Genomic DNA, 22,477 nt, shown 5'->3' on the forward strand with positions numbered 1-22,477 from the left:
ATGAAGACCGGCACACTCTACGAGCCCCGAGTCCCTGCAGCTGCTTGACAACCACCATAGGGACACCCCCCCCTCGCTGCCCGCAACGCGGCCCACGAACCGGGTCGGTCCGGGCGCGCGGAGCATCTGCGGACAGTCTGATATCGCCACCGACTGTGCGCCAGATCACTATTCAGCCGGCCGCGCCCTCCCCGATCGTGAGTCAAAACCACAGCCGCGAGGCCGCCGTCTCACGCCCCATCCGCGATCGCGCGGACCGCGCGCAGCACGACCCCGCGGTCCGGTGCGCGATGCGCGAAGAGCCGGTGGATCGTCCACCCCTCGATGAGCGCGTCGAGAGCCCTCTGCGCGTCCTCGTCGAAGTGGACGGCGAGGCTGCCCCAGCTCACGGCCATCCACTCGCGGCGCACCCGCTCCGCCCCCGCACTGTGGTTCGCGTAGGCGTAGAGCTCGAGGAGCACGACCATCTCCCGCTCATCCGCGTACGCGTCACCGCAGATGAGGTCCGCCACCGCTGCGCACGCCGCCTCCCGCGACTCCGCCTCCGCAACCGCGCCGCGATAGCGCGCGGCAAGAACTCCCGCCAGCCTGCGGAACGCGCAGACGATGACGTCATCGAGGCTGTCGAAGTGGTAGGTCATTGACCCCAGGGGGATCCCGGCGGCCTCGGCGATGGCCCGATGCGTTGTCCGATCGACCCCGCGGTCCGCGATGACGTCCAGAGCAGTGTCGATGATGAGTCGCCTGCGCGGAGCCTCCTGGTTCCACTCGTCGTCGCTCATGACGGCGGGCGGCTCGTCGCGCGTCGCCATGCTCACACCCCTCCGGTCCGACTGCGCCTGTCGTCCCGCAGTGTACATCTGTACACATTCCGGCCGCACTCCCCCGTCTGCTGCCCGATCACCCGACAGGAGGCTCCCCATGACCGACCGCGCCACCGGCACGCACTCCGGCGTCCGTCGTCTCAAGCTCGCCGTCGCCTCAGCGTTCCTCCTGTCCGGCCTGGGCATGTCCTCGTGGGTGACGCAGACACCGGTGATCCGCGACCTCATCGGCGCGACGACCGCGCAGATGGGCATCGTCCTCTTCGGGGTGTCCCTGGGATCGATGGCCGGGATCCTCGCCTCCGGGGCCCTCGTCGCCCGCTGGGGCGCCCGCCCCGTCATCGTGTCCGGGACCGCCGGGATCGCGGCGAGCCTGGGCATCATCACCTGCGGCACCGCACTGGGCAGCGCGACCGTCGTCATGGCGGGCCTGGCCGTGTTCGGGCTGGGGATGGGCTGCGCCGAGGTCGCCATGAACGTCGAGGGCGCCGAGGTCGAGACCCGCACCGGCCGCCCGTTCCTCTCCCTGGTCCACGGCAGCTACAGCCTGGGCACACTCGTGGGCTCAGGGCTGGGAATCGTGGCGGTGAGCTCCGGGATCATGCCGCTCGTCCACCTGCCGGTCATCGGCGCGCTCATCGCGATCGCGCTCCTGCGCGCGGCCCGCGAACTCCCGCCGGCCACCGGCCGCACCCGGCCCACTGCCCCGGTCACCACCGCCACCGCCGCCGCCACCGTCACCGCAGGTCCCGAGGACAGCGGCCCGCCGCCGCCCGCACGGGTGGCCGCCTCTGCTCCCGCTGCGACGTCACCGACCGTGGATGGGACAGATGCCACCGCGGCCCACCACGGGCTCCGGAGCGTCGTGGGCCCGCGCCTGCTGCTCATCGCGCTCATCACGCTGGCGATGGCCCTGACCGAGGGCACCGCGAACGACTGGCTGCCGCTCGTCATGGTCGACGGCCACGGCCTGGACCCCCGCGCGGGATCGGCGATGTTCGCGGTGTTCGCGGCCGCGATGACGGTGGGGAGGTTCCTGGGCAACCCGGTGGTCGCCCGGTTCGGTCGCACCCGGGTGCTGGCGGTGAGCGCGGGATTCGGCGTCCTGGGGCTGGGGCTCGTCTCCTTCGTCGAGCACCTTCCGCTCGCGATCGCCGCGGTCGTGCTGTGGGGCCTGGGCACGTCCCTGGGCTTCCCGGTGGCGATCTCTGCCGCGGGCTCCAGCGGGCCCGGCGCCGCATCGCGCATCGCGGTCGCGTCCATGATCGGCTACCTCGCGCTGCTCGCGGGACCGCCTGTCCTGGGCTTCGCCGGGGAGCACTGGGGGCTGCGCGCGGCACTCCTCATCCCGCTGGCCGTCATGGTGCTGGCGATCCCGACCGCGCGCGCCGCGCGCCCCGTGGACCAGGGCGCGCGGCGAGAGGTGGTCAGTACATCGCGTGCTGGCCGCCGTCGATCGGGATGACGGTGCCGTTGATGAACCCGGAGTCGTCCGACAGCAGGAACGCGACGAGTGCCGCGACCTCCTCCGGCTGGCCGAAGCGCTTCATGGGGTTGACCGACACGAACTCCTTGCCGGCCGCCTCCCAGTTCTCGCCGCCCAGCTGACGCAACGACCCCTCGACCATCGCAGTCATGATGGCGCCCGGCGCGATCGCGTTGATGCTGATGCCGTGCTCGCCGTACTCGCGCGCGGAGTTGCGGGTCAGGCCCACGACGCCGTGCTTCGAGGCGGCGTAGCCGGACTGGTTGCCCACGCCGCGGATGCCGCCCACGGACGCGGTGTTGACGATCGAGCCGGAGCCCTGCTTCCGCATCTGCTTGAGGACCGCCGCCATGCCCGCGAACACACCCGTGAGGTTGACCGCGACGACCTTGGCGAACTCGTCGTCCCCGAAGTCCTCCGTGAGGTTCTGCTTCCCCTCGATGCCCGCGTTGTTGAAGAACCCGTCGATCGAGCCGAAGGTCTCCACCGCCACGTCGGCGTAGCGCTGGACGTCCTCCGACTTCGTCACGTTCGCGGTGACGACCTCGACACCACCGGTCCCGCCGGCCTCGGCGATCTGCTGCTTCGTCTGCGCGAGGCCCTCCTCGCTCATGTCGACGAGCACGAGGTTCGCGCCCTCCTGTGCGAGGCGGACGGCGGTGGCCTGTCCCAGACCCGAGCCCGCGCCCGTGATGATGACTGTCTTCCCGTCGAATCGTGCCATGTGCGATCTCACTCCTGTGACGTCGATCGGTGAGCACCTCGGCCTGTGCATTCAGCCTCGCCACTCACCCGGTGGTGAGGGGTTCATACCCCTCACCAGGCACAACGGACGAACGAAGCGCGACATTCCACGGTTCCCCATGAACTGGGGCACAGCCCCCCATCAGCGGGGGCACAGGCACCGGACCGGGCCCCGGGGTCAGCGGCGGCGGGCGGCCCTCTCGGCCTCGGCCTCGGCGACGAGGGCACGGATGGCGGACATGATCTGCTCGGTGAGCTCGCGACGCTGGGGACCGGCGGGATTGGCCCGCGGCGGCGCCGGGATCGCCTTGCCGAAGGTGATGGAGAAGGTCTTGGGCTGCGGGGCCTTCGCGTCGACGGGCATGACGTCCTCCGTGCCCACCAGACCCACGGGCACGATCGTCGCGCCCGTGCGGATCGCAAGCTCTGCGGCACCGGTCTTGCCGGCCCCGATCTTGCCGTCGCGGCTGCGGGTGCCCTCCGGGTAGATGCCGAAGACGCCGCCGGCGCGCAGGATCTCCTCGCCCACCTCCAGCGCCTTGACCGCAGCGGCGGCAGAGCCGCGCTCCACGGGGAACGCGCCCACGGCCGTCATGAATCCGCCCACCATCATGTTGATGGGATTGCGTCGCTCGAAGTACTCCGCCTTCGCCATGAAGCTCACGCGCCGGGGGGCCAGGGCGGACAGGTAGATCGAGTCCGCGAAGGACCGATGATTGCTGGCGATGATGACGGGACCCGTCTTGGGGACGTTCGTGACCCCCGTGACGGTGGGACGGTGCGCAGTCTTGATCGACCCGCGGAACACGGAGCGCATCGCGCGGTACCGGAGGCTGCTCTCGTCATCCAGACCGCCGGTCAGGACGCGCCGGCGCGCCTTCGACGGTGACGTCTTCGGGGCGACCTCCATCTCCGAGCCCACCGGTCGCTGCTCGCCCGTGGTGTCGTCCGTGTCGTGACTCATGACGTGGCTGTCGTCCTCCCGTGCGCAGACGCGATGCGCGACCCGCGGGTCGCGCGATCCGGACTGCACCAGCATCCATTTCTGATCGATCGTTGAGAACATCGTAACCACCCGCTGCGCGCGGGACGCGCATCGCTGACTCGCCCCCGGTCCACGCCGGGGCGAGGCACGACGTCACCCTGCGTATGACGCCGTGCGTCGCGCTGCGGGTGAGTCCGCTCACGGACGCCCGTTCCACCTGTGCCCCGCAGGCTTCGAGTCGTAGGCTTGTGCGGTCGCCGCGGCGCCGGCATCGCTGCGCGCTGGGCGTCCCCATCCCCTGCGTCCCCTCCTCCTCGGCTCGCCCTGATCGGAGTCCCCATGTCGCGTGCCCCGTCCGCCGGCGGCCCCGCCGCCGCTCCCCGCTCGACCGGTCTGGCGCTCACCGCGCTGGCCGCCGGCGGCTTCGCGGTGGGCACGACGGAGTTCGCCTCCATGACTCTGCTGCCGTGGATCGCGGAGGACCTGGGGACCACGATCCCGCAGGCCGCGATGGCTGTGAGCGCCTATGCGATCGGCGTCGTCGTGGGCGCACCGCTCTTCACGGCACTCACCCCGCGGATGGACCGCCGCCTGCTCCTCATCCTGGCCGCCGCGGTCTTCACCCTGGGCAACCTCGCGACGATCCTCTCGACCACTCTGCCCGTTCTGGTCGCCGTCCGCTTCATCACGGGCCTGCCGCACGGGATCACGCTGGGGATCGCAGCGATCGTCGCGGCCTCCCTGGTCCCGCCGGAGAAGTCCGGCACTGCGATCTCCCGGACCATGCTGGGGCTCACGATCGCGAACATCGTGGGCGTGCCGGCAGCCACCGCACTGGGCAGCGCCCTGGGCTGGCGGGCCGCCTACATCGTCATCGCGGGCGTGGGACTCGCGACGATCGTCGGACTGCTGGCGTTCCTGCCGGCCGTCCCCGCGAAACCCACCTCGTCCGCCCGTGCGGAGCTCGCCAGCATGCTGCGCCCGCAGATCTGGCTGCCGCTGCTGGCGGGTGCTGTGGGCTTCGGCGGCTCCTTCGCGCTCTACACCTACATCACGCCCACGGTCACCCAGGTGACGGGGATCCCGCACAGCCTGCTGCCGTGGGTGCTGGTCCTCTACGGCTGCGGCATGACCGCGGGCTCGCTGGTGGCCGGACCCTGCCTGGATCGCTCGATCGACAAGTCCGCGCTGGCCGGCGTCGTGGGCATGGGTGTCATCCTCGCCCTCTTCGCGGTCTTCGCCCACCTGTGGTGGGTCGCCCTGCCGCTGCTGTTCCTCATCGGCATCGCGACGAGCCTCTTCACGAACGGCCTGCAGGCGCGCCTGCTGCGGGAATCGCCCGAGGCCCCCAACATGTCCGCTGCCATGAACCACGCCGCCTTCAACGCGGCGAACGCGCTGGGCGCCTACCTGGGCGGCCTCGTCGTGGCCGCCGGACTGGGCTACCGAGCACCGGCCGCCGTGGGTGTCCTGTGCTCGATCGCCGGCACCGCGATCCTCATCCTGGCACTGGGGCTGGGCCGTCGCCGGCACCGCACGCGCGTCGTGTGAGGACACCGCACCCGCGCTGTGTGAGGACCGGTCCGCATCATACGAAGGCCCTGCACGCGTCCCCGTGAGTACGGTCGCGTAACGAATGCGGCACCGCCCGTGCCCAGTGGTGACGCGTGACGCAGTGCACAGGTATATTCCAGTGGTATGTCCGCGGCCCGGGCAGGTCGGACCATGACGATCAGACGCACGTGCCGCACCCTGCTCTTCTGGAGGCACCTGTGAAGAAGATCCTTCCGGCCTGCGCCCTGGGCGCCGCGGCCCTGCTGGCCCTGTCCGCGTGCGGCGGTGGCGGCGATGAGGAAGCGGAGACGGAGGCCGGTGGCGTGCAGCTGGTGAACGCCGGCACGCTGACGCTCTGCTCCGACATCCCCTACGAGCCGTTCGAGTTCGTCCAGGAAGGTGAGAACGTGGGCCTCGACATCGACCTGGCGCAGGCCACGGCCGACGACCTGGGTGTCGAGCTGGAGGTCATCACGACCGCGTTCGAGGCGATCCAGTCCGGTTCCGCCCTGGACACCGACCAGTGCGACATCGCGCTGTCCGGCATGACGATCACGGAGGAGCGCGCCTCGCAGATGGACTTCTCGAAGCCGTACCTCAAGGACAACCTGGCGCTCATGACCAAGAAGGACTCGGACATCACGTCCATCGAGGACCTGCAGGGTGAGAAGGCCGGCGTCCAGCAGGCGACGACCGGTGAGGCGTACGCGACGGACAACGGCGTGGAGCCGGTCCAGTTCGAGGACGCGGGTCTCATGACCCAGGGCATCCAGTCCGGTCAGGTCGACGCGGTCATCGCGAACATCTCCACGATCTACGCGGCGACGGAGTCCGACGACTCGCTCACCCTCGTCGAGGAGTACGACACCGGCGAGGTGATCGGTGCGGCCGTCAAGATGGGCAACACCGCGCTGCTGGAGCAGTTCGAGACGACGATGACTGATCTGCGCGAGACCGGCGAGTACGACGACCTGGTCGACCAGTGGTTCGGCGAGGTCGCCGACGCCGCACGCCTCAGCCAGGAGGAGGCGGACGCGGCCTCCTGACCGGCAGCGCCCCGCATCCCGTGGAGGGCGCTCGGGGCCATCGTGCACTACTGTGTGCCGATGGCCCCGGCGTCCATTCACTCCGGCGCCCCGTCGGAGCCCCGACACTGCATCCGCCTCTGACCGAGGAGTCCTCCCGTGTCAACCGCCATCCGCCAGCGCACGTCCCTGAGTCCGCGCCAGCGCGCGAAGATCAACCGGAACGTCCAGTACGCGATCCTCATCGCGGTCGTGCTGATCGCCGGTGTCCTCACCGACTGGGGCACGGTGGGCGAGAAGTTCTTCAACCCCGCCGTCATCGCCGACCAGTTCCCCGAGGTCGTCACGACGGCGCTCAAGAACACGATCATCTACACCGCGCTGGGCTTCGTCCTGGGCCTGGCCCTGGGCCTGTTGCTGGCGCTCATGAAGATCTCCCCGGTCGCGCCCTACCGCTGGATCGCGACCCTCTACATCGAGTTCTTCCGCGGCGTGCCCGCACTGCTGGTCTTCATCGCATTCGGCTACGCCGTCCCCTACGCGTTCGGCATCCGGATCGACACGTACATGACGGTCATGCTGGCGCTGGGCATCGTCGAGTCCGCCTACATCGCAGAGACGCTGCGCGCCGGACTGCAGGCCGTCCCCAAGGGCCAGTACGAGGCCGCCCGCTCCCTGGGAATGTCGAACAGCCGCGCGATGATCACGATCGTCATCCCGCAGGCGGTGCGCATCATCCTGCCGCCGCTCACCAACGAGATCATCATGATGACGAAGGACTCCTCGCTCATCTACCTGCTGGGACTGACCGCCAGCCAGTACGAGCTGGCGAAATTCGGCCGCGAGGCGATCTCCTCGCCCGAGGCCGGCCTCACCCCCCTGGTCGTCGCCGGTGCCGCGTACCTCGTCATCACAGTCCCGCTGGGCATCCTGGCCCGCAAGTTCGAGTCCCGCACCGCGAAGCTGTCCCGAGAATAGGGGACGGGTCCGCCCCACCCCGCCCCTCCGGCACCCGCACTAGGAGCCTTCATGACCACCTCCACATCCTCCCCTTCGCAGCCCGCTGACGCAGGCCGACCCGGTCCGGTGACCACGGCCTCGGCGCAGGGTTGCACGATCACGGACCTTCACAAGTCCTACGGCGACGTCGAGGTCCTCAAGGGCATCAGCCTGAATGTGGAGCCCGGCGAGGTCGTGTGCCTCATCGGCCCGTCCGGATCCGGCAAGTCGACGCTGCTGCGCTGCATCAACCTGCTGGAGGAGCCCAACGGCGGGTCGATCACGGTCGCGGGCTTCGACGCGACGGACCCGGACGTGCAGATCGATGCGATGCGCGCGCAGGTGGGCATGGTCTTCCAGAGCTTCAACCTGTTCCCGCACATGACCGCGCTGGAGAACTGCTCGATCGCGCAGCGGCGCGTGCGCGGGCGGTCGAAGGAGGAGGCGGACGCCGTCTCGCGCACGAATCTGGAGAACGTGGGCCTGGCGCACCTGGCCGACCGCTACCCGGACCAGCTGTCCGGCGGTCAGCAGCAGCGCGTCGCGATCGCCCGGGCGCTGGCGATGGAGCCGTCGCTCATGCTGTTCGACGAGCCCACCTCCGCACTGGACCCGGAGACGGTGGGCGACGTGCTGGGCGTCATGCGCCAGCTGGCGGAGGCCGGCATGACGATGGTCGTCGTGACCCACGAGATGGGCTTCGCCCGCGATGTCGCGGACCGCGTCGTCTTCATGGACGGCGGCGTGCTGGTCGAAGAGGGCCCCGCGCAGGAGGTCATCGGCAACCCGCAGCACGAGCGCACCCAGTCGTTCCTGGCCCGCGTCCTGCATGCGGACGGCACGCTGGACGGCTGAGCCCGCGTGATAGGGATGAGGGTATGAGCGCCGTCACACCACCCCCGTCCGACGCCCCCACCCCGATGTCCGCCGGCCACCTCATCGTCCGGCAGCTGGAGGCGGAGGGGGTGCGGCGCGTCTACACGGTCCCCGGGGAGTCGTTCCTGGACGTGCTGGACGGTCTGTACGACTCGCCGGTCCACACCGTCGTGTGCCGGCAGGAGGGCGGGGCCGGGTTCGCCGCTCTCGCCGAGGCCCGCCTCACCCACCGCCCCGGCATCGCGATGGTGACGCGCGGGCCGGGCGCGGCGAACGCGATGATCTCGATCCACACTGCGTACCAGGACGCGACGGCGCTGGTCCTCTTCATGGGCCTCATCCCCACGGAGCAGCGCGGGCGCGAGGCCTTCCAGGAGTTCGACCCGCACGCCTGGTTCGGATCGACCGCGAAGAAGGTGCTGATCCTCGATCATCCGGACTCGGCGGCCCGGATCGTCTCCGATGCGCTGCACACCGCCGCCTCCGGCCGACCGGGACCGGTCATCGTCGGGCTGCCGGAGGACACGCTCCTGGAGCTCACCTCCTCCCCGCCCGTGCCGCCGCGCCCCCTGGCGTCGCCGTCCCCGGCACCGCACGAGGTCGCCGCGCTCGAGGACGCGGTCGCCTCCGCCGCCCGCCCCCTCCTGGTCGTGGGCGGGCAGGGGTGGACACCTGCCGCCGCGACCTCCCTGTCCGCGTGGGCGAGCGCCCGCGGCGTGGGCATCGTCGCGGACTTCCGCGCCCACGACGCGATCGACCACGCCCAGGACGTGTTCCTGGGGCCGCTGGGCTACTCGAGCTTCGCGGGCACCCGCGAGGCGATGGCGGATGCGGACCTGCAGATCCTCGTGGGCTGCGTGCGGGGGGACATCATGACCGGCAGCTACGCGTTCGGCACCAGCCCCGACCGCACGATCGTCGCGGTCCCGGACCCGGACGCGCACGGGCATTTCGGCCCCCTCGACCAGCTGATCGTCGCGACTCCGGAGACCCTCGCGACGGCCCTGGGCACCGGCCCCGGGGCCGCGCAGGTCCCGGCGACGGGGACCTCGGTGACCGGGCAGACCTCCGGGACCGGGACCTCGGCGGCGTGGTACCGGCCGTACCGGGACCGGTACCAGGAGTGGCGGACCGGCGTCGTGGGCGCCGAGCGCAGCGACGAGTTCCTCGACCGCGACCGCGCGTACCGGGACGCGGCGGACGTGCTGCCGCGGGATGTGGTGGTGACGTACGGGGCGGGGAACTACTCGGCGTGGGCGCTGCGGTATTGGCCCCTGCAGGGTCCGGGATCCGTGGCCGCACCGCGGAACGGGGCGATGGGCATGGGCACGCCGGCGGCTGTCGCGGCGAAGCTGGCGCAGCCGGACCGTCCGGTCATCGGCCTGGCCGGGGACGGCTGCTTCATGATGAACGGGCAGGAGTTCGCGACGGCCGTGGACCAGGGCCTGAACATCACGGTCATCGTGGACGACAACTCCGTGTTCGGCACGATCGTGGGCCACCAGGTGCGGGAGTACCCGGGCCGGCCGTCCGGGACCTCGGTGACGAATCCGGACTTCGCGGCACTCGCGGATTCCTACGGCGGGCGCGGCTTCTCCGTCACGCGCACGGAGGACTTCGTGCCGATGCTCCAGGAGGCGATGGCGTACGAGGGCCCCGCGCTGCTGCACATCCGCACGGACCCGGAGGTCCGCCTCCCCCGCACGTGAGGGGTGTTCCCACCGCTGCCTCGCACTTCGTTTACCTCGCACTTCGCTCGCGAGCTGCGGGAATGCTTTCACGTACTTCGCGAGAACCGTTCGGGGGTGACTCGACCCCTCCGCCCACCTCGCACTTCGCTCTCGAACTGTGGGAAAGCATTCTCGTACTTCGCGAGAACCGTTCCCAGGCAGCGCATGAGCAAGCCGGGACGGCTGCCCTGGCACCACTCGCACATGAGAAGCTGAGGGCAGCCACAGACCCTCGCACGCTCGGAGGCCCCCTTGCTGGATCTCATCCTGGACGACGCCGTGATCCGCACGATGGACGACGACCGTCCGCGCGCTCGCACGGTGGGCATCTGGCGCGGACGGATCGTGGGCTTCGACGACGACGTGCGGAGCCTCAACGCCCGCCGCCGCCTCAAGCTCCACGGCGCCACCGTCCTGCCCGGCTTCCACGACGCGCACTGCCACACGGCGTGGTACGGACTCACGCTGGCCGGCGTCGACGTGACGGCCCTGCCCGGTGGTCTCCCGGAGGTCTACGAGAAGATCCAGGCCGCCGCCGCGCGCACCCCGGAGGGCGACTGGATCCAGGCCGCCGGCTACGGACTGCGCGACTACGACGGGCAGTACCCGGACCTCGCGACCCTCGACCGGATCACGGGTGACCGCCCCCTGTTCCTGCGGCAGCAGTCGGGGCACACGTCGTTCGTCAACACCGCGGCGATGCGGCTGGCGGGCATGCTGGAGCCGGGCTTCCGCGACCCGGAGGGCGGCCGCGTCGTCCGCGACGCCGCCGGCAACCCCACCGGCCTCATCGAGGAGACCGCGCAGGAGCTCGTCCAGGACCTCATCCGCCCCTACTCGCTCCTGTCACTGGTCGACGCCCTGGACCGCGCGACGTCCGCGTATGCCGCCGAAGGCATCACCAGCTTCGGCGAGGCCGGCATCGCCGCCGGCTGGATCGGCCACTCCCCCATCGAGCTGCACGCCTACCAGCTGGCCCGCGAGGCCGGCAGCCTGCACGCGCGCGCTCAGCTCATGCCCTCCGTCGACGCGCTCCACGCGGTCACCGCGCACGCTCACGACGACATGACCCGAGGCCTGGACCTGGGCCTGCGCACGGGCTTCGGCGACGAATGGCTGCGGATCGGCCCCGCAAAGGTCTTCCTCGACGGGGCGCTCAGCAGCGAGACCGCCGCCCTGCGCGAGCCGTACGCCACCGCGACCCAGGCCGGCCGCGCCGCCGGGACCGCGTCCGGCTACCTGCAGGAGGACGAGCAGCACCTGCGCCGCACGATCCTCGAGGCGTACCGGTCAGGCTGGTCGCTGGCGGTGCACGCGATCGGCGACCGCGCCGTCGACCTGGCCGTCGCCCATCTGGTCGAGGCACAGGAGACCTTCGGCCGCCGCCGCGTACCCAACCGGATCGAGCACGCCGGCATGCTGCACGACGAGCACCTGGCCACGCTGGCCGCCCACGGCATCGCGGTGACCCCGCAGGCCGCGTTCGCGCAGAACATCGGCGATGCGATGCACCGGTCGGTGGGCCCGGACCGCCGGTGCCTCCTCTACCGCGCCCGGTCGTTCGTGGACGCCGGCGTCATGCTGGCCGGCTCCTCGGACCGCCCGTGCGCGGACGGCACCGCCCTGCGCGGGATCCAGGCCTTCGTCGACCGCCTGACGGCGTCCGGCGACATCATGGGCGATGCCGCGGAGCGACTGACCGTCGAGCAGGCCCTGACGGCGTACACCCGCACCGCCGCCGAGGCCGCGGGCGACGCCGCTGACAAGGGCACCCTGACAGCGGGGAAGCTCGCCGACATGGTCGTCCTCGCGGACGACCCGCTGACCGTGGACCCCGCGACGATCCACGACATCCCGGTCGTCGCGACCCTGGCCGGCGGGGAGTTCACCCACACGACGCTCTGACGCGCCTCAGCTCCCCGCGGAGGCCGTTCCCGCGGCCGTCGACGCGACGATCGCCCCCATGATCGCGGCGTTCATGCTGTCGATGACGCCCTTGACGGCGCGGCTGCCCTGCCGGGCGTCGTCCGGCAGCTCGTCTGCCAGGGACTCGATCCGCTTCTTCGCCTCGCGCTCCTTGAGACCCACTTGCTGGACCTCGTCGGAGAGCACGTGCTTGACGGCACCGATGCCCTGGATGATCCCCAGGATCATCGCGTCCGCCGGCGCCACCGGGCCGCGGCCGGCCAGCGCGTCCGTCAGGCGCGCACGGGTCCCGGCCTCCGGCTCCGGGTCGATCACCGGGTAGCGCTCCGGCTTCAGCCCCAGGAGCTTCTTCTCCTCGAGTCCCACGACGCCCTGCGCCATGAGCGACCGGGAGACGACCTCCTGTGGGTTGAACCAGCCGGCGGTCACGACGGTCTGAACGCGCGGCGGCTTGTTCCGATCCGCCAGGGCGCGCAGCCCGAAGTCCATGATGGCGCCGGGACCGTCCGGCACCGCGGGCGCCTCGCCGATCCCGTCAGGCCCACCGGGGCGGCCCCCCGGGGCACCCGCAGCCGGCCCACCGGCACCGAGCGCCCCACCTGCCCCCGCGGGCTCACCCGCCAGCGTCACCTTCGGGTTCTTCTTGTCTGCCTCGAACTCGACGCAGTCCGCCAGTGCCAGATCGGCCAGCAGGCCCGCGGCCAGGGCGTAGGGCCGGTAGGTGACCCAGGCCTCGGTCCGGCCGTCGTCACGGGTGAGCAGGAGGAGGATGTCTTCGCAGATGAGCATCAGACGGCCTCCGTCAGGGCGCGCTCCAGGACGTCCAGGCCCTTCCGCAGATCCGCCTCCGTGATGTTGAGCGGCGGGACGACGTGGATGCGGTTGAAGTTGACGAACGGCAGGACGCCTTCGCCCTTGATGCGGGAGACGACCTCGTTCATCTCCGGTGACGACCCGCCGTAGGGTGCCAGCGGCTCGCGCGTCTCCTTGTCCTTCACCAGCTCGATGGCCCAGAACATGCCGGTGCCGCGGACCTCGCCCACCAGCGGGGAGGCCTGGGCGATCTCGCGCAGACGCGGACCCGCGACCTCCTCGCCCAGGGTGCGCGCGTTCTCGACCATCCGCTCCTCCTCCATCGCGGTGATCGTCGCGACGGCGGATGCGGCGGCCAGCGGGTGGCCGGAGTAGGTGAGCCCGCCCGGGTACGCCACGTCCGCGAAGGTGTCGTAGATGGCGTCGCTGATCGCGACACCGCCCAGCGGGATGTAGCCGGAGTTCACGCCCTTCGCGAAGGTGACGAGATCCGGTTCCACGTCGAAGTGCTCGAACGCGAACCAGCGGCCCGAGCGTCCGAACCCGGCCATGACCTCGTCCGCGATGTAGACGATGTCGAACTCGTCGCACAGCGCGCGCACGCCCTGCATGTATTGAGGCGTGGGCATCATGATGCCGGCGGTGCCGGGGATCGACTCCAGCACGATCGCGGCGATCGTCTGCGGTCCCTCGAGCTCGATCGTGCGGCGCAGATGGGTGAGGGCACGCTGCGTCTCCTCCTCCTGCGTGGTCGCGTGGAACTCCGACCGGTAGAGGAAGGGCCCGAAGAAGTGGACGGTGCCCGCATCGCCCACATCATTGCGGAAGCGGCGCGGGTCGCCGGTGATGTTGATGGCCTGCTCCGTGCCGCCGTGGTAGCTGCGGTAGCGGGAGAGCACCTTGCGCTTGCCGGTGTGCAGGCGCGCCATGCGCACGGCGTGCTCGATCGCGTCCGCGCCGCCGTTCGTGAAGAACACGCGGTTGAGGTTCTGCGGCAGCCGCTCCGTGATGAGACGGGCCGACTCCGACCGCTTGTCGTTCGCGTGCGCGGGGTTGATCGTGCACAGCACGTCCGCCTGGTCCTTGATCGCCTGGACGACCTTCGGGTGCTGGTGGCCGATGTTCGTGTTGACCAGCTGCGAGGAGAAGTCGAGGAACGGCCGCCCGTCCCCGTCGTACACGTACGAACCCGCCGCCCGCGACACGACCATGGGCGTGATCTGCTTCTGCGCGGACCACGAGTGGAACACGTGTGCGCGGTCCAGATCGTAGGCCCGCTGCGACTCCGCCCGGATGTCCTCCAGCTCGTCCTCGGTGAATTCCAACATGACGCACCTCCTGGGGTTCCACCGCGCACCCGGCCCAGGTGCGCCGCCGGGCCCGCGGCCCGCTCCCTCCACCGTACGACGGACCGCAGACGTAAGCACCCGTCCGCCCGCATTCCGGCGCCCACTGCCGTGTCGCACGACGTGACCCCGCCCCGCACCGGCCCGGACGGCACCCCGATAGGCTCGGCCCATGTCCGCTCCGACGACCTACCGCACCGTGGCCCGCCCCGTGGAGGCGGAGATCGAGATCAAGCGTTCGCGCTTCCTCGCCCTCCTGGCTCCCATCGCGGACGAGGACGAGGCCCGTGCCCTTATCGCGCAGCGTCGCTCCCAGCACCCCAAGGCCCGCCACCACTGCACCGCGTTCGTGCTGGATCCGGATGCGCGCACGCGGCGGTTCAGCGACGACGGCGAGCCGGCCGGCACCGCCGGCGCACCCATCCTCGACGTGCTGACCGGGCACGACCTGACCTACACCCTCGCGATCGTGACCCGCTACTTCGGGGGCACACTGCTGGGGGCGGGCGGACTGGTCCGCGCGTACGGTGAGGCGACATCGGAGGCCGTGGCGGCCTCGGCGGTGGTGACGTACTCCCAGCGGGTGCCGGTGCGCGTGACGGTCGATTACGCGCTGGCGGCCGCGATCGACCGGATGGCGCAGGCCGCCGGCTGGTCGACGGAGGCGGACTACGCCGCCGAGGTCGCGGTCACCGTCTTCATCCCGCCCGCCCAGGTGGATGCGGGCCTGCGCAGCCTCGCGGATGTGAGCGGCGGGACGGCGGAACCGCAGGTGGGCGAGCCTGTGTGGGCTCGGTGAGGGTCAGTCCAGCTGCGCGATGCGCTTGACGCCCGCGTTCGTGAGCATGAAGAGGTCGTGCGGGCGGATCTCGATCTCCAGGCCGCGGCGGCCGGCGGAGACGAACACGGTCTCGTGCTGGGCGGCGGACTCGTCGATGAAGGCGGGCAGTGTGACGCGCTGGCCGAAGGGGCTCATACCGCCGGAGACGTAGCCGGTGCGGCGCTCGGCCTCGGCGACACCGGCCAGTGTGGCCTTCTTGCCGCCGGCGACGGAGGCGAGTGCCTTGAGGTCGAGCTGTCCGGACACGGGCACCAGTGCGTTCACGGGTTCGCCGTCGACCAGGATATGCAGGGTCTTGAACACGCGCTGCGGGTCGACGCCCAGCTTCTCTGAGGCCTCGCTGCCGTAGCGGCGGGCGCGGGGGTCGTGGTCGTACTCGTGGACGGTGTAGTCGACGCCGGCCAGGCTGAGTACGCGCAGCGCGGGTGTGGCGGTTGACGCATGGGTGAGTCGGGACATGATGCGCCCACGATACGAGATGCGTTCCTGCGGAGCGAATCATGCGACGCAGATCACACGGGTTTGGGGCGAAGCGGGTCAGCCCCAGCCCAGCTCGTGGAGGCGCTCCTCCTCGATCCCGTAGTGGTGGGCGATCTCGTGGACGATCGTCACGAGGATCTCCTCGCGCAGATGGTCGGCGTCCTCCGCGTAGTCGATGAGGGGGTTCTTGAAGAGGGTGATGGTGTCCGGCGGAACGAAGGACAGGGAGGTGCCGCCGCGCTCCGTCAGCGGGATGCCGTCGTAGACGCCCAGCAGAGTGGGCCCGTCCGGCGGGGAGTCGTCCTCGATGAAGAGGGCGACGTTGTCCATGAAGTCGCCGATCCCGCTGGGCAGCTGCGCGACGGCCTCATCGACCAGCTGATCGAAGAGCTCGTCGCTCACCTCGCCCGGATCCATGCTGCGAGTCTAGGGGATGGCGGTGGCCGCGCGGAGGGCGCGTGGGGGGTCACGAGCGAGTTCGAGTGGGGTACGCCAGACACTGTGACCAAGGCCACCGTCGCCCGAGTTTGCGGCGATCGGAAGAGTCGGGGTAGGCTTACGGAGGTTCAAGGCCGGAAGGCGGTAGACCGGCTGAGAAGCCCCCATCGTCTAGTGGCCTAGGACACCGCCCTTTCACGGCGGCGACACGGGTTCGAATCCCGTTGGGGGTACGTGTATGATGATCATTCGTGTCATCGACACAGCACCTTTCAGTCGAAAGTGAATATGGCCCTGTGGCGCAGTTGGTTAGCGCGCCGCCCTGTCACGGCGGAGGTCGCGGGTTCGAGTCCCGTCAGGGTCGCGGAGCACAAGGCTCTTCTCTTGCAGAGGAGCCTTTTGTTCTCCCGAAGGGTTGCCGCAGGCAGCCCGACGGAACGCGAGAAGTGAATATGGCTCTGTAGCTCAGTTGGTAGAGCGTTCGACTGAAAATCGAAAGGTCACCGGATCGACGCCGGTCGGAGCCACAGCTCGGAAGGACCCCTGGATCACCAGGGGTCCTTCTCTGTTTCCTCGAGGGCTCGTTCCCCTGCGGGCTCCACGCCTGAGTATCCGGGTTTCAGCACCTCCGACCGGCGTCGAGCCGACACTCAATCCCGGAACCCGCCACTCGATGCAAACCTGACGGCCACAGCCTTCAGCCCTCCGGGTGCGCCTCAGCGCCCAGGAGCCAGTCGAGGATCGGATCCCATGCGGCATCGCCGGCACGCCGGCTCAGCAGCCCGTGGTGGCCCAGCCGCGAGAGGCCCACCTGTTCGGGCGTGACGGTGCGCCGCTCCACGCGGGCCCCGGTCATCCGCGCGGTGAGCGCGTCCATCTGGTGCGGCGAGGCCCAGGCGTCGTCGGAGACCCCCACCGCCAGGACGTCCGCGTCGACGGTCGCGGCACTGGCGGCCGCGTCCATCGTGTCGTCGTCGTAGAAGTAGTGCGGCAGCTGCGACCACTGTCCCCACTCGATCATCGCGGCGACGGGGATGTCCTCCCCCAACCCCAGGCGCCGGCCCGGCATGTACCCCAGCGTTCGACTGAGCACAGGTCCCACGACGCGCAGGATGAAGGCCACCCGCAGGCGCTCCCCCAGGGGCTCGATCTCCTGCGTGACACCCAGGTGGGAGGAGACCAGAACGAACCGGTCCACGGACGCCACCCCGTTGCCCAGGGCCATCGCGTGACCGCCGATGCTGTGCCCCAGCGCGCGGTGCGGGACGTCCGGGAAGCGCTGGGCGGCCCAACGGGCGACGGCGGGTACGTCCTGACTCATCCAGTCGCGCATCCGCAGGTGCCAGAAGCGCCGAGGGTCGCCCGAGCGTCCCGTGCCGCGGAAGTCGTAGGTGACGGCCACGGCCCCGCGTGCGGCGATCGCGTCTGCGAACCCCGCGTAGAACCCCTGGGGTGTGGCGGTGGCCGGGTGGACGACCACGACCGCGGTCGGCTCGCCGCCCGGCCGCACCAGCGTTCCGCGGATCAGGGCGCCGTCGACCGGCACGGCGAAGTCCTCGTGGGTCAGGTCGCTCTGCATGGTTCCGACACTATCGATCCGCCGAGGCCGTCGCCCGGTCCCAGCCCTCGTCACGCGCCCGTGTCATCACCCCAGGAGGACGACGCCCACACCCAGCAGGCCCAGCAGCACGGTCATGCCGGCCAGCCCCATGATCGACAGGAGGGAAGGGTGCGCCCACTCCGTGCTGATCGCCGCGACTCCCCGGTGATAGCGGGCGCGCTGCGTGATCTCGATCCCCAGTGCCGCCACCAGGCAGACGAGGAACGGGAGCAGGGTGAGGGGACCGTGGTGGGAGATCCAGCGCAGGAAGATCGCGCTGGCGGTCAGCAGTGCGAAGGTCGTCCGGGTCCAGGCCAACGAGGTGCGCTCCGGTTGCAGGCCCGCATCACCGTGCGGGTCCGGGACGGGACGACCGGCGCGCACCCGCATCACAGGTTCGCGATGACGAGGGCGAGCGCGCCGGCCGCCACGGCGGACACGAGACTGACGATCGGGACGATGAGTGGCACCGGCAGCGGCTTCTTCCGCCGCATAGCCCGCTCGACGTTCAGCCAGCGCACTGCCGCTCCCCCGGCCAGCAGCATGCCCAGGACCAGCAGGAGGATCGCGAGGATCTGGCGGATCGCGGTGGGGAACAGGTCACCGGTGAATGCCTCGACGGCGATGCCGCCGGCGATGAAGGCGAGTGCGGTGCGGACCCAGGCGAGGAACGTCCGCTCGTTCGCCAGCGTGAACCGGGGATCCGGCTCGACCCCGTCCGGCAGCAGGCGCTTCGTCAGTGCGCCGCGTTCGTCGTCGCTCATGACGGCAGTGTCTCCATGCTCAGGAGTCTATGCCGCCCGTCTCACGCATCGACTTTGACCTGCTCCGCCGCCCCGCGGTCAGCCCGCGGTCGTGCTCGCGTCCCCCGACGGATCGAGCACGGCAGCCTGCTCCCACCGCTCCTGCGCCTCGGCCAGCGACGTGCCGGCGGCCACGACGGTCCGCAACTCGACCTTGTTGACCTTGCTGATGGTGGACCGGGGCAGCTCCGTCACGAAGTGCACCTGGTGCGGGACCTTGAAGTCCGCCAGCTGCGCCCGGCACTCCGCGAGGATCCGCTCCGCGAGATCGGCAGGTGACTCTGCATCGACGACGAAGACGACCGGCACCTCGTCGAGCGACTCATGCGGTGCACCCACGACGGCGACCTCGCGCGGGCCGGTCACGGTCTGGACGACGCGCTCGATCTCCGAGGCCGCGACGTTCTCCGCTCCCACCCGCAGCATGTCCTTGGCCCGGTCGATGAAGGTGAGGGTGCCGTCGTCGTTGAGGCGGACCAGGTCGCCCGTGCGGAACCAGCCGTCCCCGTCGAAGGCGTCCTCCGTTGCAGACGGGTTGTTCCAGTACTCCGCGAACAGCGACAGGCCGCGGACACCACGCACGCTCAGTTCACCCACCTCGCCCGGTGTGGACGGGGTGCCCAGCGGATCGCTGACGGCGATCTCGTACTCCGGGGCGCAGCGGCCCATGATGCCGGTGTGCGCAGAGCCGCGGCGGTCGCCCACGATCGGGTGCGTGATGGTCTCCGTCATGCCCCACCACGTGATCATGGGGACTCCGGTCCGCTCGGTCAGCAGCGGGACGTCAGCCCCTGCGCCGAACAGGCGGTACGTGTGCTGGGCCGGGACGTCCGAGGCGAGGATCGCCCGGGTGGAGAGCCCCATGAGCGAGGCCCACGTGCAGCCGTTGCGCTGCGAGATCTCCCAGAAGCGACTGGTCGACCACTTGGGCAGCAGGACGAAGCGGGCGCCCACCCAGATGCTCGCCAGGACGGAGTAGGCCATCGCGTTCGTGTGGAACAGCGGCATGTAGACGAGGTGGACGTCCGTGCTGCGCAGGTCCTCGTGCAGCGCGTTCACCCGGGCGCCCCAGAGTCCGTTCGCGTGCGTCCACAGCACGCCCTTGGGCCGTGACGTCGTCCCGGAGGTGAACTGGATGCTGAGCGGTGCTGCCGGATCCGGTGCGACCGCGCGGAGTCCCGCCGGCGACGAGCGCAGTGCGTCGAAACCGTCCTCGCCCGACGTCTGGATCACCGCGACCCAGTCGAGCGGCGCATCGGCCTCGCGGACCACGGGCTCCAAGTCCGGCTGGGTCACGACGGCGCGGGCACCGCTGTTGCTGATGAAGTAGGCGAGTTCGTCCGCGGACGACCGGGAGTTCGTCGTGACCGCCACGGCTCCGATCGCGGCGCACGCGAACCAGGTGAAGAGGAACTCCGGACGGTTCTGCATGTGGATGATGACGCGGTCGCCGGCCTCGATGCCGCGCGCCTGCATCCCGGCGCCCACGGAGGCGGACTCATCGACGAACTGGGCGTACGTCCACATCTGCGGCTCATCGTCGAACGACTCCCATGTGAGGAGAGTGCGGTCCGGATGCTCATCGGCTCGTCCGGTCAGCATCGACCACACGTCCATCCCCAGGAACGGGTGGATGTCCGGCAGCCGGATCGGATTGCTGGTGGGTGCCACAGATGCTCCTTGTATCGCCATCGACACGGACACTCTGGAATCTACTCCCGTCCCGCAATGCACAGCATCGGCCTCCGCAGGACGAGACACCTGCACACGCGGAACCTCACCCGCCCATCGGCACGAGATGCCTCATCTCACCGCCCGTCTCACCGGTTCCCCCGCCACTGAACCGGGCGCACACTGGAGGCATGCCACGCAGAGTCGAAGACTACAGGGGACTCACCCAGGTGAGTCGACTGCGCCTGCTGCGCGCGGTGCAGCGGAAGCCCGGACGGCTCCTGCAGGAGCTGGCGGACGAGGCCCAGGTCCACCTCAACACCGCCCGTGACCACCTGCGCGTCCTCGAGGAGGAGGGGCTCATCGTGAGCGCCCCCGTCGAGACCGGCCGCCGAGGCCGCCCACCCCTGGGCTACTCCCCCGTCCGCCGCGCGGACCACAGCCCGCAGGCGCAGCGCCGGGCGGACGAGGCGAAGCACCGCGGCCGCATGCTCCGCACCGTCGCTCCGGAGCTCGACCCCAGCGACGACCTCGGTCCCGACGCCACCCACCAGCTGGATGCGCTGTACGAGCACCTGGACGACGCCGGCCTCCAGCCGGAGGTCGACGAGTCCCGCCTCACCGTCGGCCTGCTCCCGTGCCTGTACCAGGACCTCATCGATGAGGACCGCCCGCTCGTCTGCTCCGTCCACGCGAAGCTGGTCCGCCATCAGCTCGAGCAGGTCCACGGACCGCTCGAACTCGCACGACTCCACCCGTTCGTCGAGAAGGACCGCTGCCTGCTGGTCCTCGCCCTCGCCGGCAAGGAACCGCGCACCCGCCGGACCGGCGGAGTGGGCGGCGATCAGGACGAGGCAGTGCTGGAACGGCACGCCGTCGCCGCGATGCGCTCCCACCAGAACTGAGACGGCCGGCCCCGGCCTCGGTGCATTCGCCGAGGCCGGGGCCGGTTCTCCGTCACTGCCCGCCGCACTCAGTCGGCCGGCTCACGCACCCGCTCACCCGTCGGGGTTCTGCGCCCACAGGTCCGGACCGAAGACCTCGTAGTGGATGTTGTCGCTGGGCACCCCCTGATCGATGAGGGTGCGGCGGGCGATCTGCATGAAAGGCAGCGGGCCGCACATGAACACCTGCGCCTCCTCCGGCAGCTCCACGTCCGTCAGGTCCATGAAGCCGGACCGGGCCGGGTGCAGGGTGGGAGCCTCGTCGGCACCCTCCTCGTACCAGTTCTGCGCGCGGGCGTCGGACATCGCCAGCACCTGGCGGCGCAGTCCGTCGTACAGCGCATGCGAGCTGTGCGCCTTGTCCGCGTGGAAGAGGCGGACGGTGCGGTCGGGCTGACGCCGCGACAGGTCCTCCATGATCGCAGCGACCGGGGTGATGCCGATGCCCGCGGACACGAGGACCACCGGCGCGTCGGACTCGTCCAGCACCACGTCGCCGGCCGGCTGCGACACGTCCAGGATCGTGCCGGGCTGCGCGTTCTCGTGCAGCCAGCCGGAGACCTGACCGTCCGGCGCACCGTCGACCCCGCGCACCCGCTTGATCGTCACCCGCAGCGAGTCGCCCCGCGGGCCCGAGGAGATCGTGTACTGCCGCGGCTGCCGCGTCCCACCGGGAACGTCGACGGCGATCGCCACGTACTGGCCCGTGCGGTGGCTGGGGATCTGCCCGGACACGGGGGCCAGCAGCAGCGAGAACACCTCATCGGACTCCTCGAAGCGCTCGACGACGCGGTACGGGCGCCACGGCTGTTCCGGATCGGTGCCGGCCTGCGCGTACAGCTTGGCCTCCTCCGCGATGAGCGCGGTGGCGAAGAGCCAGTAGACCTCGTCCCAGGCCCGCGCGACCTCCGGTGTCACCGCGTCGCCCAGCACCTTGCCGATCGCGCCCATGAGGTAGCGACCCACGATCGTGTACTCCGGGGCCTTGATGCCCAGGGACACGTGCTTGTGCGCGATCCGCTGCAGGACGGGAGTGAAGTCGGGGGCGTCCGGATCCAGCAGCTGGACGGCGAACGCGACGACGGAGGCCGCCAGCGCCTTGGGCTGCTCCCCCACCGCCTGGTTCGCCACGTTGAAGACGTTGAGGAGCTCCGGGTGCGCCTCGAACATGTCGGGGTAGAAGACCTTCGTGATCTCCTCCGCGTGCTCGGCGACGACACCGGCGGTCGCGGCGACGACTTCCGCGGAATCGGGTGACAGCTGCATGACGGGTTCCTCTCGTTCGACGGTGGATGCCGTGTGCCTCCACCGTCTCCCGGACCCGCCCTGTCCCGCTGGGCCTTCGACCGTGTTTATTCACCGCGTCTTCGCCTGCCATCTTGCAGACGAGAA

Annotated in this window: 21 protein-coding genes and 3 tRNA genes; 12 read left to right on the plus strand and 12 right to left on the minus strand. The window is 70.5% G+C overall.

Annotated elements, in window-relative coordinates:
• Positions 1–230: 230 nt before the first annotated feature.
• Positions 231–812 (minus strand): TetR/AcrR family transcriptional regulator, encoded by a 582-nt coding sequence (locus HGBR_RS04955; protein ID WP_218915936.1) that lies wholly within the window; start codon positions 810–812, stop codon positions 231–233.
• Positions 813–921: 109 nt separating this feature from the next.
• Between HGBR_RS04955 and HGBR_RS04960 the strand changes: the two genes are divergently transcribed.
• Positions 922–2,289: an MFS transporter gene (locus HGBR_RS04960; RefSeq protein ID WP_019158224.1), complete on the plus strand. Its 1,368-nt coding sequence runs from the start codon at positions 922–924 to the stop codon at positions 2,287–2,289.
• On the opposite strand, the gene HGBR_RS04965 is transcribed toward HGBR_RS04960, so the two are convergent.
• Together HGBR_RS04965 and HGBR_RS04970 are read right to left on the minus strand one after the other, a co-directional pair.
• Positions 2,252–3,034, minus strand: coding sequence for a glucose 1-dehydrogenase (locus tag HGBR_RS04965; RefSeq protein WP_019158225.1), 783 nt, complete (start codon positions 3,032–3,034; stop codon positions 2,252–2,254). The genes HGBR_RS04960 and HGBR_RS04965 overlap by 38 nt on opposite strands.
• 198 nt (positions 3,035–3,232) lie before the next feature.
• Positions 3,233–4,120 (minus strand): lysophospholipid acyltransferase family protein, encoded by an 888-nt coding sequence (locus HGBR_RS04970; RefSeq protein ID WP_019158226.1) that lies wholly within the window; start codon positions 4,118–4,120, stop codon positions 3,233–3,235.
• A 258-nt stretch (positions 4,121–4,378) separates the two neighbouring features.
• Here HGBR_RS04970 and HGBR_RS04975 point away from each other — a divergent pair, with 258 nt between their 5' ends.
• The 6 genes from HGBR_RS04975 to HGBR_RS05000 all read left to right on the plus strand — a co-directional run bounded on the left by HGBR_RS04975 (position 4,379) and on the right by HGBR_RS05000 (position 12,128).
• A complete protein-coding gene (locus HGBR_RS04975) occupies positions 4,379–5,590 on the plus strand; it encodes an MFS transporter (RefSeq protein ID WP_019158227.1) in 1,212 nt (403 codons plus the stop codon).
• 221 nt (positions 5,591–5,811) lie between these two features.
• Positions 5,812–6,639, plus strand: coding sequence for an ABC transporter substrate-binding protein (locus HGBR_RS04980; protein ID WP_019158228.1), 828 nt, complete (start codon positions 5,812–5,814; stop codon positions 6,637–6,639).
• 138 nt (positions 6,640–6,777) lie between these two features.
• Positions 6,778–7,596: an amino acid ABC transporter permease gene (locus HGBR_RS04985; RefSeq protein WP_019158229.1), complete on the plus strand. Its 819-nt coding sequence runs from the start codon at positions 6,778–6,780 to the stop codon at positions 7,594–7,596.
• 51 nt (positions 7,597–7,647) lie between these two features.
• On the plus strand, positions 7,648–8,472 hold the full coding sequence (locus HGBR_RS04990) for an amino acid ABC transporter ATP-binding protein (protein ID WP_019158230.1): 825 nt from the start codon (positions 7,648–7,650) through the stop codon (positions 8,470–8,472).
• Between the two features lie 23 nt (positions 8,473–8,495).
• The gene (locus tag HGBR_RS04995; protein ID WP_019158231.1) at positions 8,496–10,202 is read left to right on the plus strand and encodes a thiamine pyrophosphate-dependent enzyme; all 1,707 of its coding nucleotides are present in this window, start codon (positions 8,496–8,498) and stop codon (positions 10,200–10,202) included.
• 273 nt (positions 10,203–10,475) lie between these two features.
• Positions 10,476–12,128 carry an amidohydrolase gene (locus tag HGBR_RS05000; RefSeq protein WP_019158232.1) on the plus strand — a complete coding sequence of 551 codons (1,653 nt, stop codon included), beginning with the start codon at positions 10,476–10,478 and terminating at the stop codon, positions 12,126–12,128.
• 6 nt (positions 12,129–12,134) lie between these two features.
• Here HGBR_RS05000 and HGBR_RS16480 read toward each other — a convergent pair whose 3' ends face one another.
• Both HGBR_RS16480 and HGBR_RS05010 read right to left on the minus strand, forming a co-directional pair.
• The gene (locus HGBR_RS16480) at positions 12,135–12,938 is read right to left on the minus strand and encodes a GOLPH3/VPS74 family protein (RefSeq protein ID WP_019158233.1); all 804 of its coding nucleotides are present in this window, start codon (positions 12,936–12,938) and stop codon (positions 12,135–12,137) included.
• On the minus strand, positions 12,938–14,290 hold the full coding sequence (locus HGBR_RS05010; protein ID WP_019158234.1) for an aspartate aminotransferase family protein: 1,353 nt from the start codon (positions 14,288–14,290) through the stop codon (positions 12,938–12,940). Before HGBR_RS05010 ends, HGBR_RS16480 begins: the two co-directional genes overlap by 1 nt.
• 190 nt (positions 14,291–14,480) lie before the next feature.
• Between HGBR_RS05010 and HGBR_RS05015 the strand changes: the two genes are divergently transcribed.
• On the plus strand, positions 14,481–15,107 hold the full coding sequence (locus HGBR_RS05015; protein WP_019158235.1) for an IMPACT family protein: 627 nt from the start codon (positions 14,481–14,483) through the stop codon (positions 15,105–15,107).
• Between the two features lie 3 nt (positions 15,108–15,110).
• On the opposite strand, the gene ybaK is transcribed toward HGBR_RS05015, so the two are convergent.
• Together ybaK and HGBR_RS05025 are read right to left on the minus strand one after the other, a co-directional pair.
• Entirely contained in the window at positions 15,111–15,608 is a 498-nt protein-coding gene (gene ybaK / locus HGBR_RS05020) for a Cys-tRNA(Pro) deacylase (protein ID WP_019158236.1), read from the minus strand.
• Positions 15,609–15,686: 78 nt separating this feature from the next.
• Entirely contained in the window at positions 15,687–16,046 is a 360-nt protein-coding gene (locus tag HGBR_RS05025; RefSeq protein WP_019158237.1) for a metallopeptidase family protein, read from the minus strand.
• Between the two features lie 181 nt (positions 16,047–16,227).
• Between HGBR_RS05025 and HGBR_RS05030 the strand changes: the two genes are divergently transcribed.
• The 3 genes from HGBR_RS05030 (at position 16,228) to HGBR_RS05040 (ending at position 16,594) form a co-directional block, all read left to right on the plus strand.
• Positions 16,228–16,300 (plus strand) — tRNA-Glu (locus HGBR_RS05030).
• Between the two features lie 57 nt (positions 16,301–16,357).
• Positions 16,358–16,431, plus strand: a tRNA-Asp gene (locus tag HGBR_RS05035).
• Between the two features lie 90 nt (positions 16,432–16,521).
• Positions 16,522–16,594 (plus strand) — tRNA-Phe (locus tag HGBR_RS05040).
• A gap of 170 nt (positions 16,595–16,764) precedes the next feature.
• On the opposite strand, the gene HGBR_RS05045 is transcribed toward HGBR_RS05040, so the two are convergent.
• From HGBR_RS05045 to HGBR_RS05060, 4 genes are all read right to left on the minus strand, one after another.
• The gene (locus tag HGBR_RS05045) at positions 16,765–17,646 is read right to left on the minus strand and encodes an alpha/beta hydrolase family protein (protein WP_019158238.1); all 882 of its coding nucleotides are present in this window, start codon (positions 17,644–17,646) and stop codon (positions 16,765–16,767) included.
• Positions 17,647–17,712: 66 nt separating this feature from the next.
• Positions 17,713–18,057, minus strand: coding sequence for a DUF202 domain-containing protein (locus tag HGBR_RS05050; RefSeq protein WP_019158239.1), 345 nt, complete (start codon positions 18,055–18,057; stop codon positions 17,713–17,715).
• Positions 18,057–18,431: a YidH family protein gene (locus tag HGBR_RS05055; protein WP_019158240.1), complete on the minus strand. Its 375-nt coding sequence runs from the start codon at positions 18,429–18,431 to the stop codon at positions 18,057–18,059. The genes HGBR_RS05050 and HGBR_RS05055 overlap by 1 nt, the downstream gene beginning before the upstream one ends.
• Before the next feature lie 78 nt (positions 18,432–18,509).
• Entirely contained in the window at positions 18,510–20,141 is a 1,632-nt protein-coding gene (locus HGBR_RS05060; RefSeq protein WP_019158241.1) for an AMP-binding protein, read from the minus strand.
• Between the two features lie 191 nt (positions 20,142–20,332).
• On the opposite strand from HGBR_RS05060, the gene HGBR_RS16485 reads away from it, so the two are divergent.
• Positions 20,333–21,046 carry a helix-turn-helix domain-containing protein gene (locus HGBR_RS16485; protein WP_161601837.1) on the plus strand — a complete coding sequence of 238 codons (714 nt, stop codon included), beginning with the start codon at positions 20,333–20,335 and terminating at the stop codon, positions 21,044–21,046.
• A gap of 93 nt (positions 21,047–21,139) precedes the next feature.
• Here the strand turns inward: HGBR_RS16485 and HGBR_RS05070 are convergent, their stop codons facing one another.
• Positions 21,140–22,351: a globin domain-containing protein gene (locus tag HGBR_RS05070; RefSeq protein WP_019158243.1), complete on the minus strand. Its 1,212-nt coding sequence runs from the start codon at positions 22,349–22,351 to the stop codon at positions 21,140–21,142.
• Positions 22,352–22,477 lie beyond the last annotated feature (126 nt).

The organism is Brevibacterium senegalense (assembly GCF_000285835.1).
In the GTDB taxonomy this organism is placed as follows: Bacteria; Actinomycetota; Actinomycetes; order Actinomycetales; family Brevibacteriaceae; genus Brevibacterium; species Brevibacterium senegalense.

Excerpts from the sequence above, each read along its gene's own strand:
- HGBR_RS05070 (WP_019158243.1), bottom strand. The coding sequence starts at position 22,351 with ATGCAGCTGTCACCCGATTCCGCGGAAGTCGTCGCCGCGACCGCCGGT.
- ybaK (WP_019158236.1), bottom strand. The coding sequence starts at position 15,608 with ATGTCCCGACTCACCCATGCGTCAACCGCCACACCCGCGCTGCGCGTA.
- HGBR_RS04955 (WP_218915936.1), bottom strand. The coding sequence starts at position 812 with ATGGCGACGCGCGACGAGCCGCCCGCCGTCATGAGCGACGACGAGTGG.
- HGBR_RS05055 (WP_019158240.1), bottom strand. The coding sequence starts at position 18,431 with ATGAGCGACGACGAACGCGGCGCACTGACGAAGCGCCTGCTGCCGGAC.
- HGBR_RS04960 (WP_019158224.1), top strand. The coding sequence starts at position 922 with ATGACCGACCGCGCCACCGGCACGCACTCCGGCGTCCGTCGTCTCAAG.
- HGBR_RS05015 (WP_019158235.1), top strand. The coding sequence starts at position 14,481 with ATGTCCGCTCCGACGACCTACCGCACCGTGGCCCGCCCCGTGGAGGCG.
- HGBR_RS05045 (WP_019158238.1), bottom strand. The coding sequence starts at position 17,646 with ATGCAGAGCGACCTGACCCACGAGGACTTCGCCGTGCCGGTCGACGGC.
- HGBR_RS04965 (WP_019158225.1), bottom strand. The coding sequence starts at position 3,034 with ATGGCACGATTCGACGGGAAGACAGTCATCATCACGGGCGCGGGCTCG.
- HGBR_RS05010 (WP_019158234.1), bottom strand. The coding sequence starts at position 14,290 with ATGTTGGAATTCACCGAGGACGAGCTGGAGGACATCCGGGCGGAGTCG.
- HGBR_RS04970 (WP_019158226.1), bottom strand. The coding sequence starts at position 4,120 with ATGTTCTCAACGATCGATCAGAAATGGATGCTGGTGCAGTCCGGATCG.
- HGBR_RS04995 (WP_019158231.1), top strand. The coding sequence starts at position 8,496 with ATGAGCGCCGTCACACCACCCCCGTCCGACGCCCCCACCCCGATGTCC.
- HGBR_RS04990 (WP_019158230.1), top strand. The coding sequence starts at position 7,648 with ATGACCACCTCCACATCCTCCCCTTCGCAGCCCGCTGACGCAGGCCGA.
- HGBR_RS05050 (WP_019158239.1), bottom strand. The coding sequence starts at position 18,057 with ATGCGGGTGCGCGCCGGTCGTCCCGTCCCGGACCCGCACGGTGATGCG.
- HGBR_RS16485 (WP_161601837.1), top strand. The coding sequence starts at position 20,333 with ATGCCACGCAGAGTCGAAGACTACAGGGGACTCACCCAGGTGAGTCGA.
- HGBR_RS16480 (WP_019158233.1), bottom strand. The coding sequence starts at position 12,938 with ATGCTCATCTGCGAAGACATCCTCCTCCTGCTCACCCGTGACGACGGC.
- HGBR_RS04975 (WP_019158227.1), top strand. The coding sequence starts at position 4,379 with ATGTCGCGTGCCCCGTCCGCCGGCGGCCCCGCCGCCGCTCCCCGCTCG.
- HGBR_RS05025 (WP_019158237.1), bottom strand. The coding sequence starts at position 16,046 with ATGGATCCGGGCGAGGTGAGCGACGAGCTCTTCGATCAGCTGGTCGAT.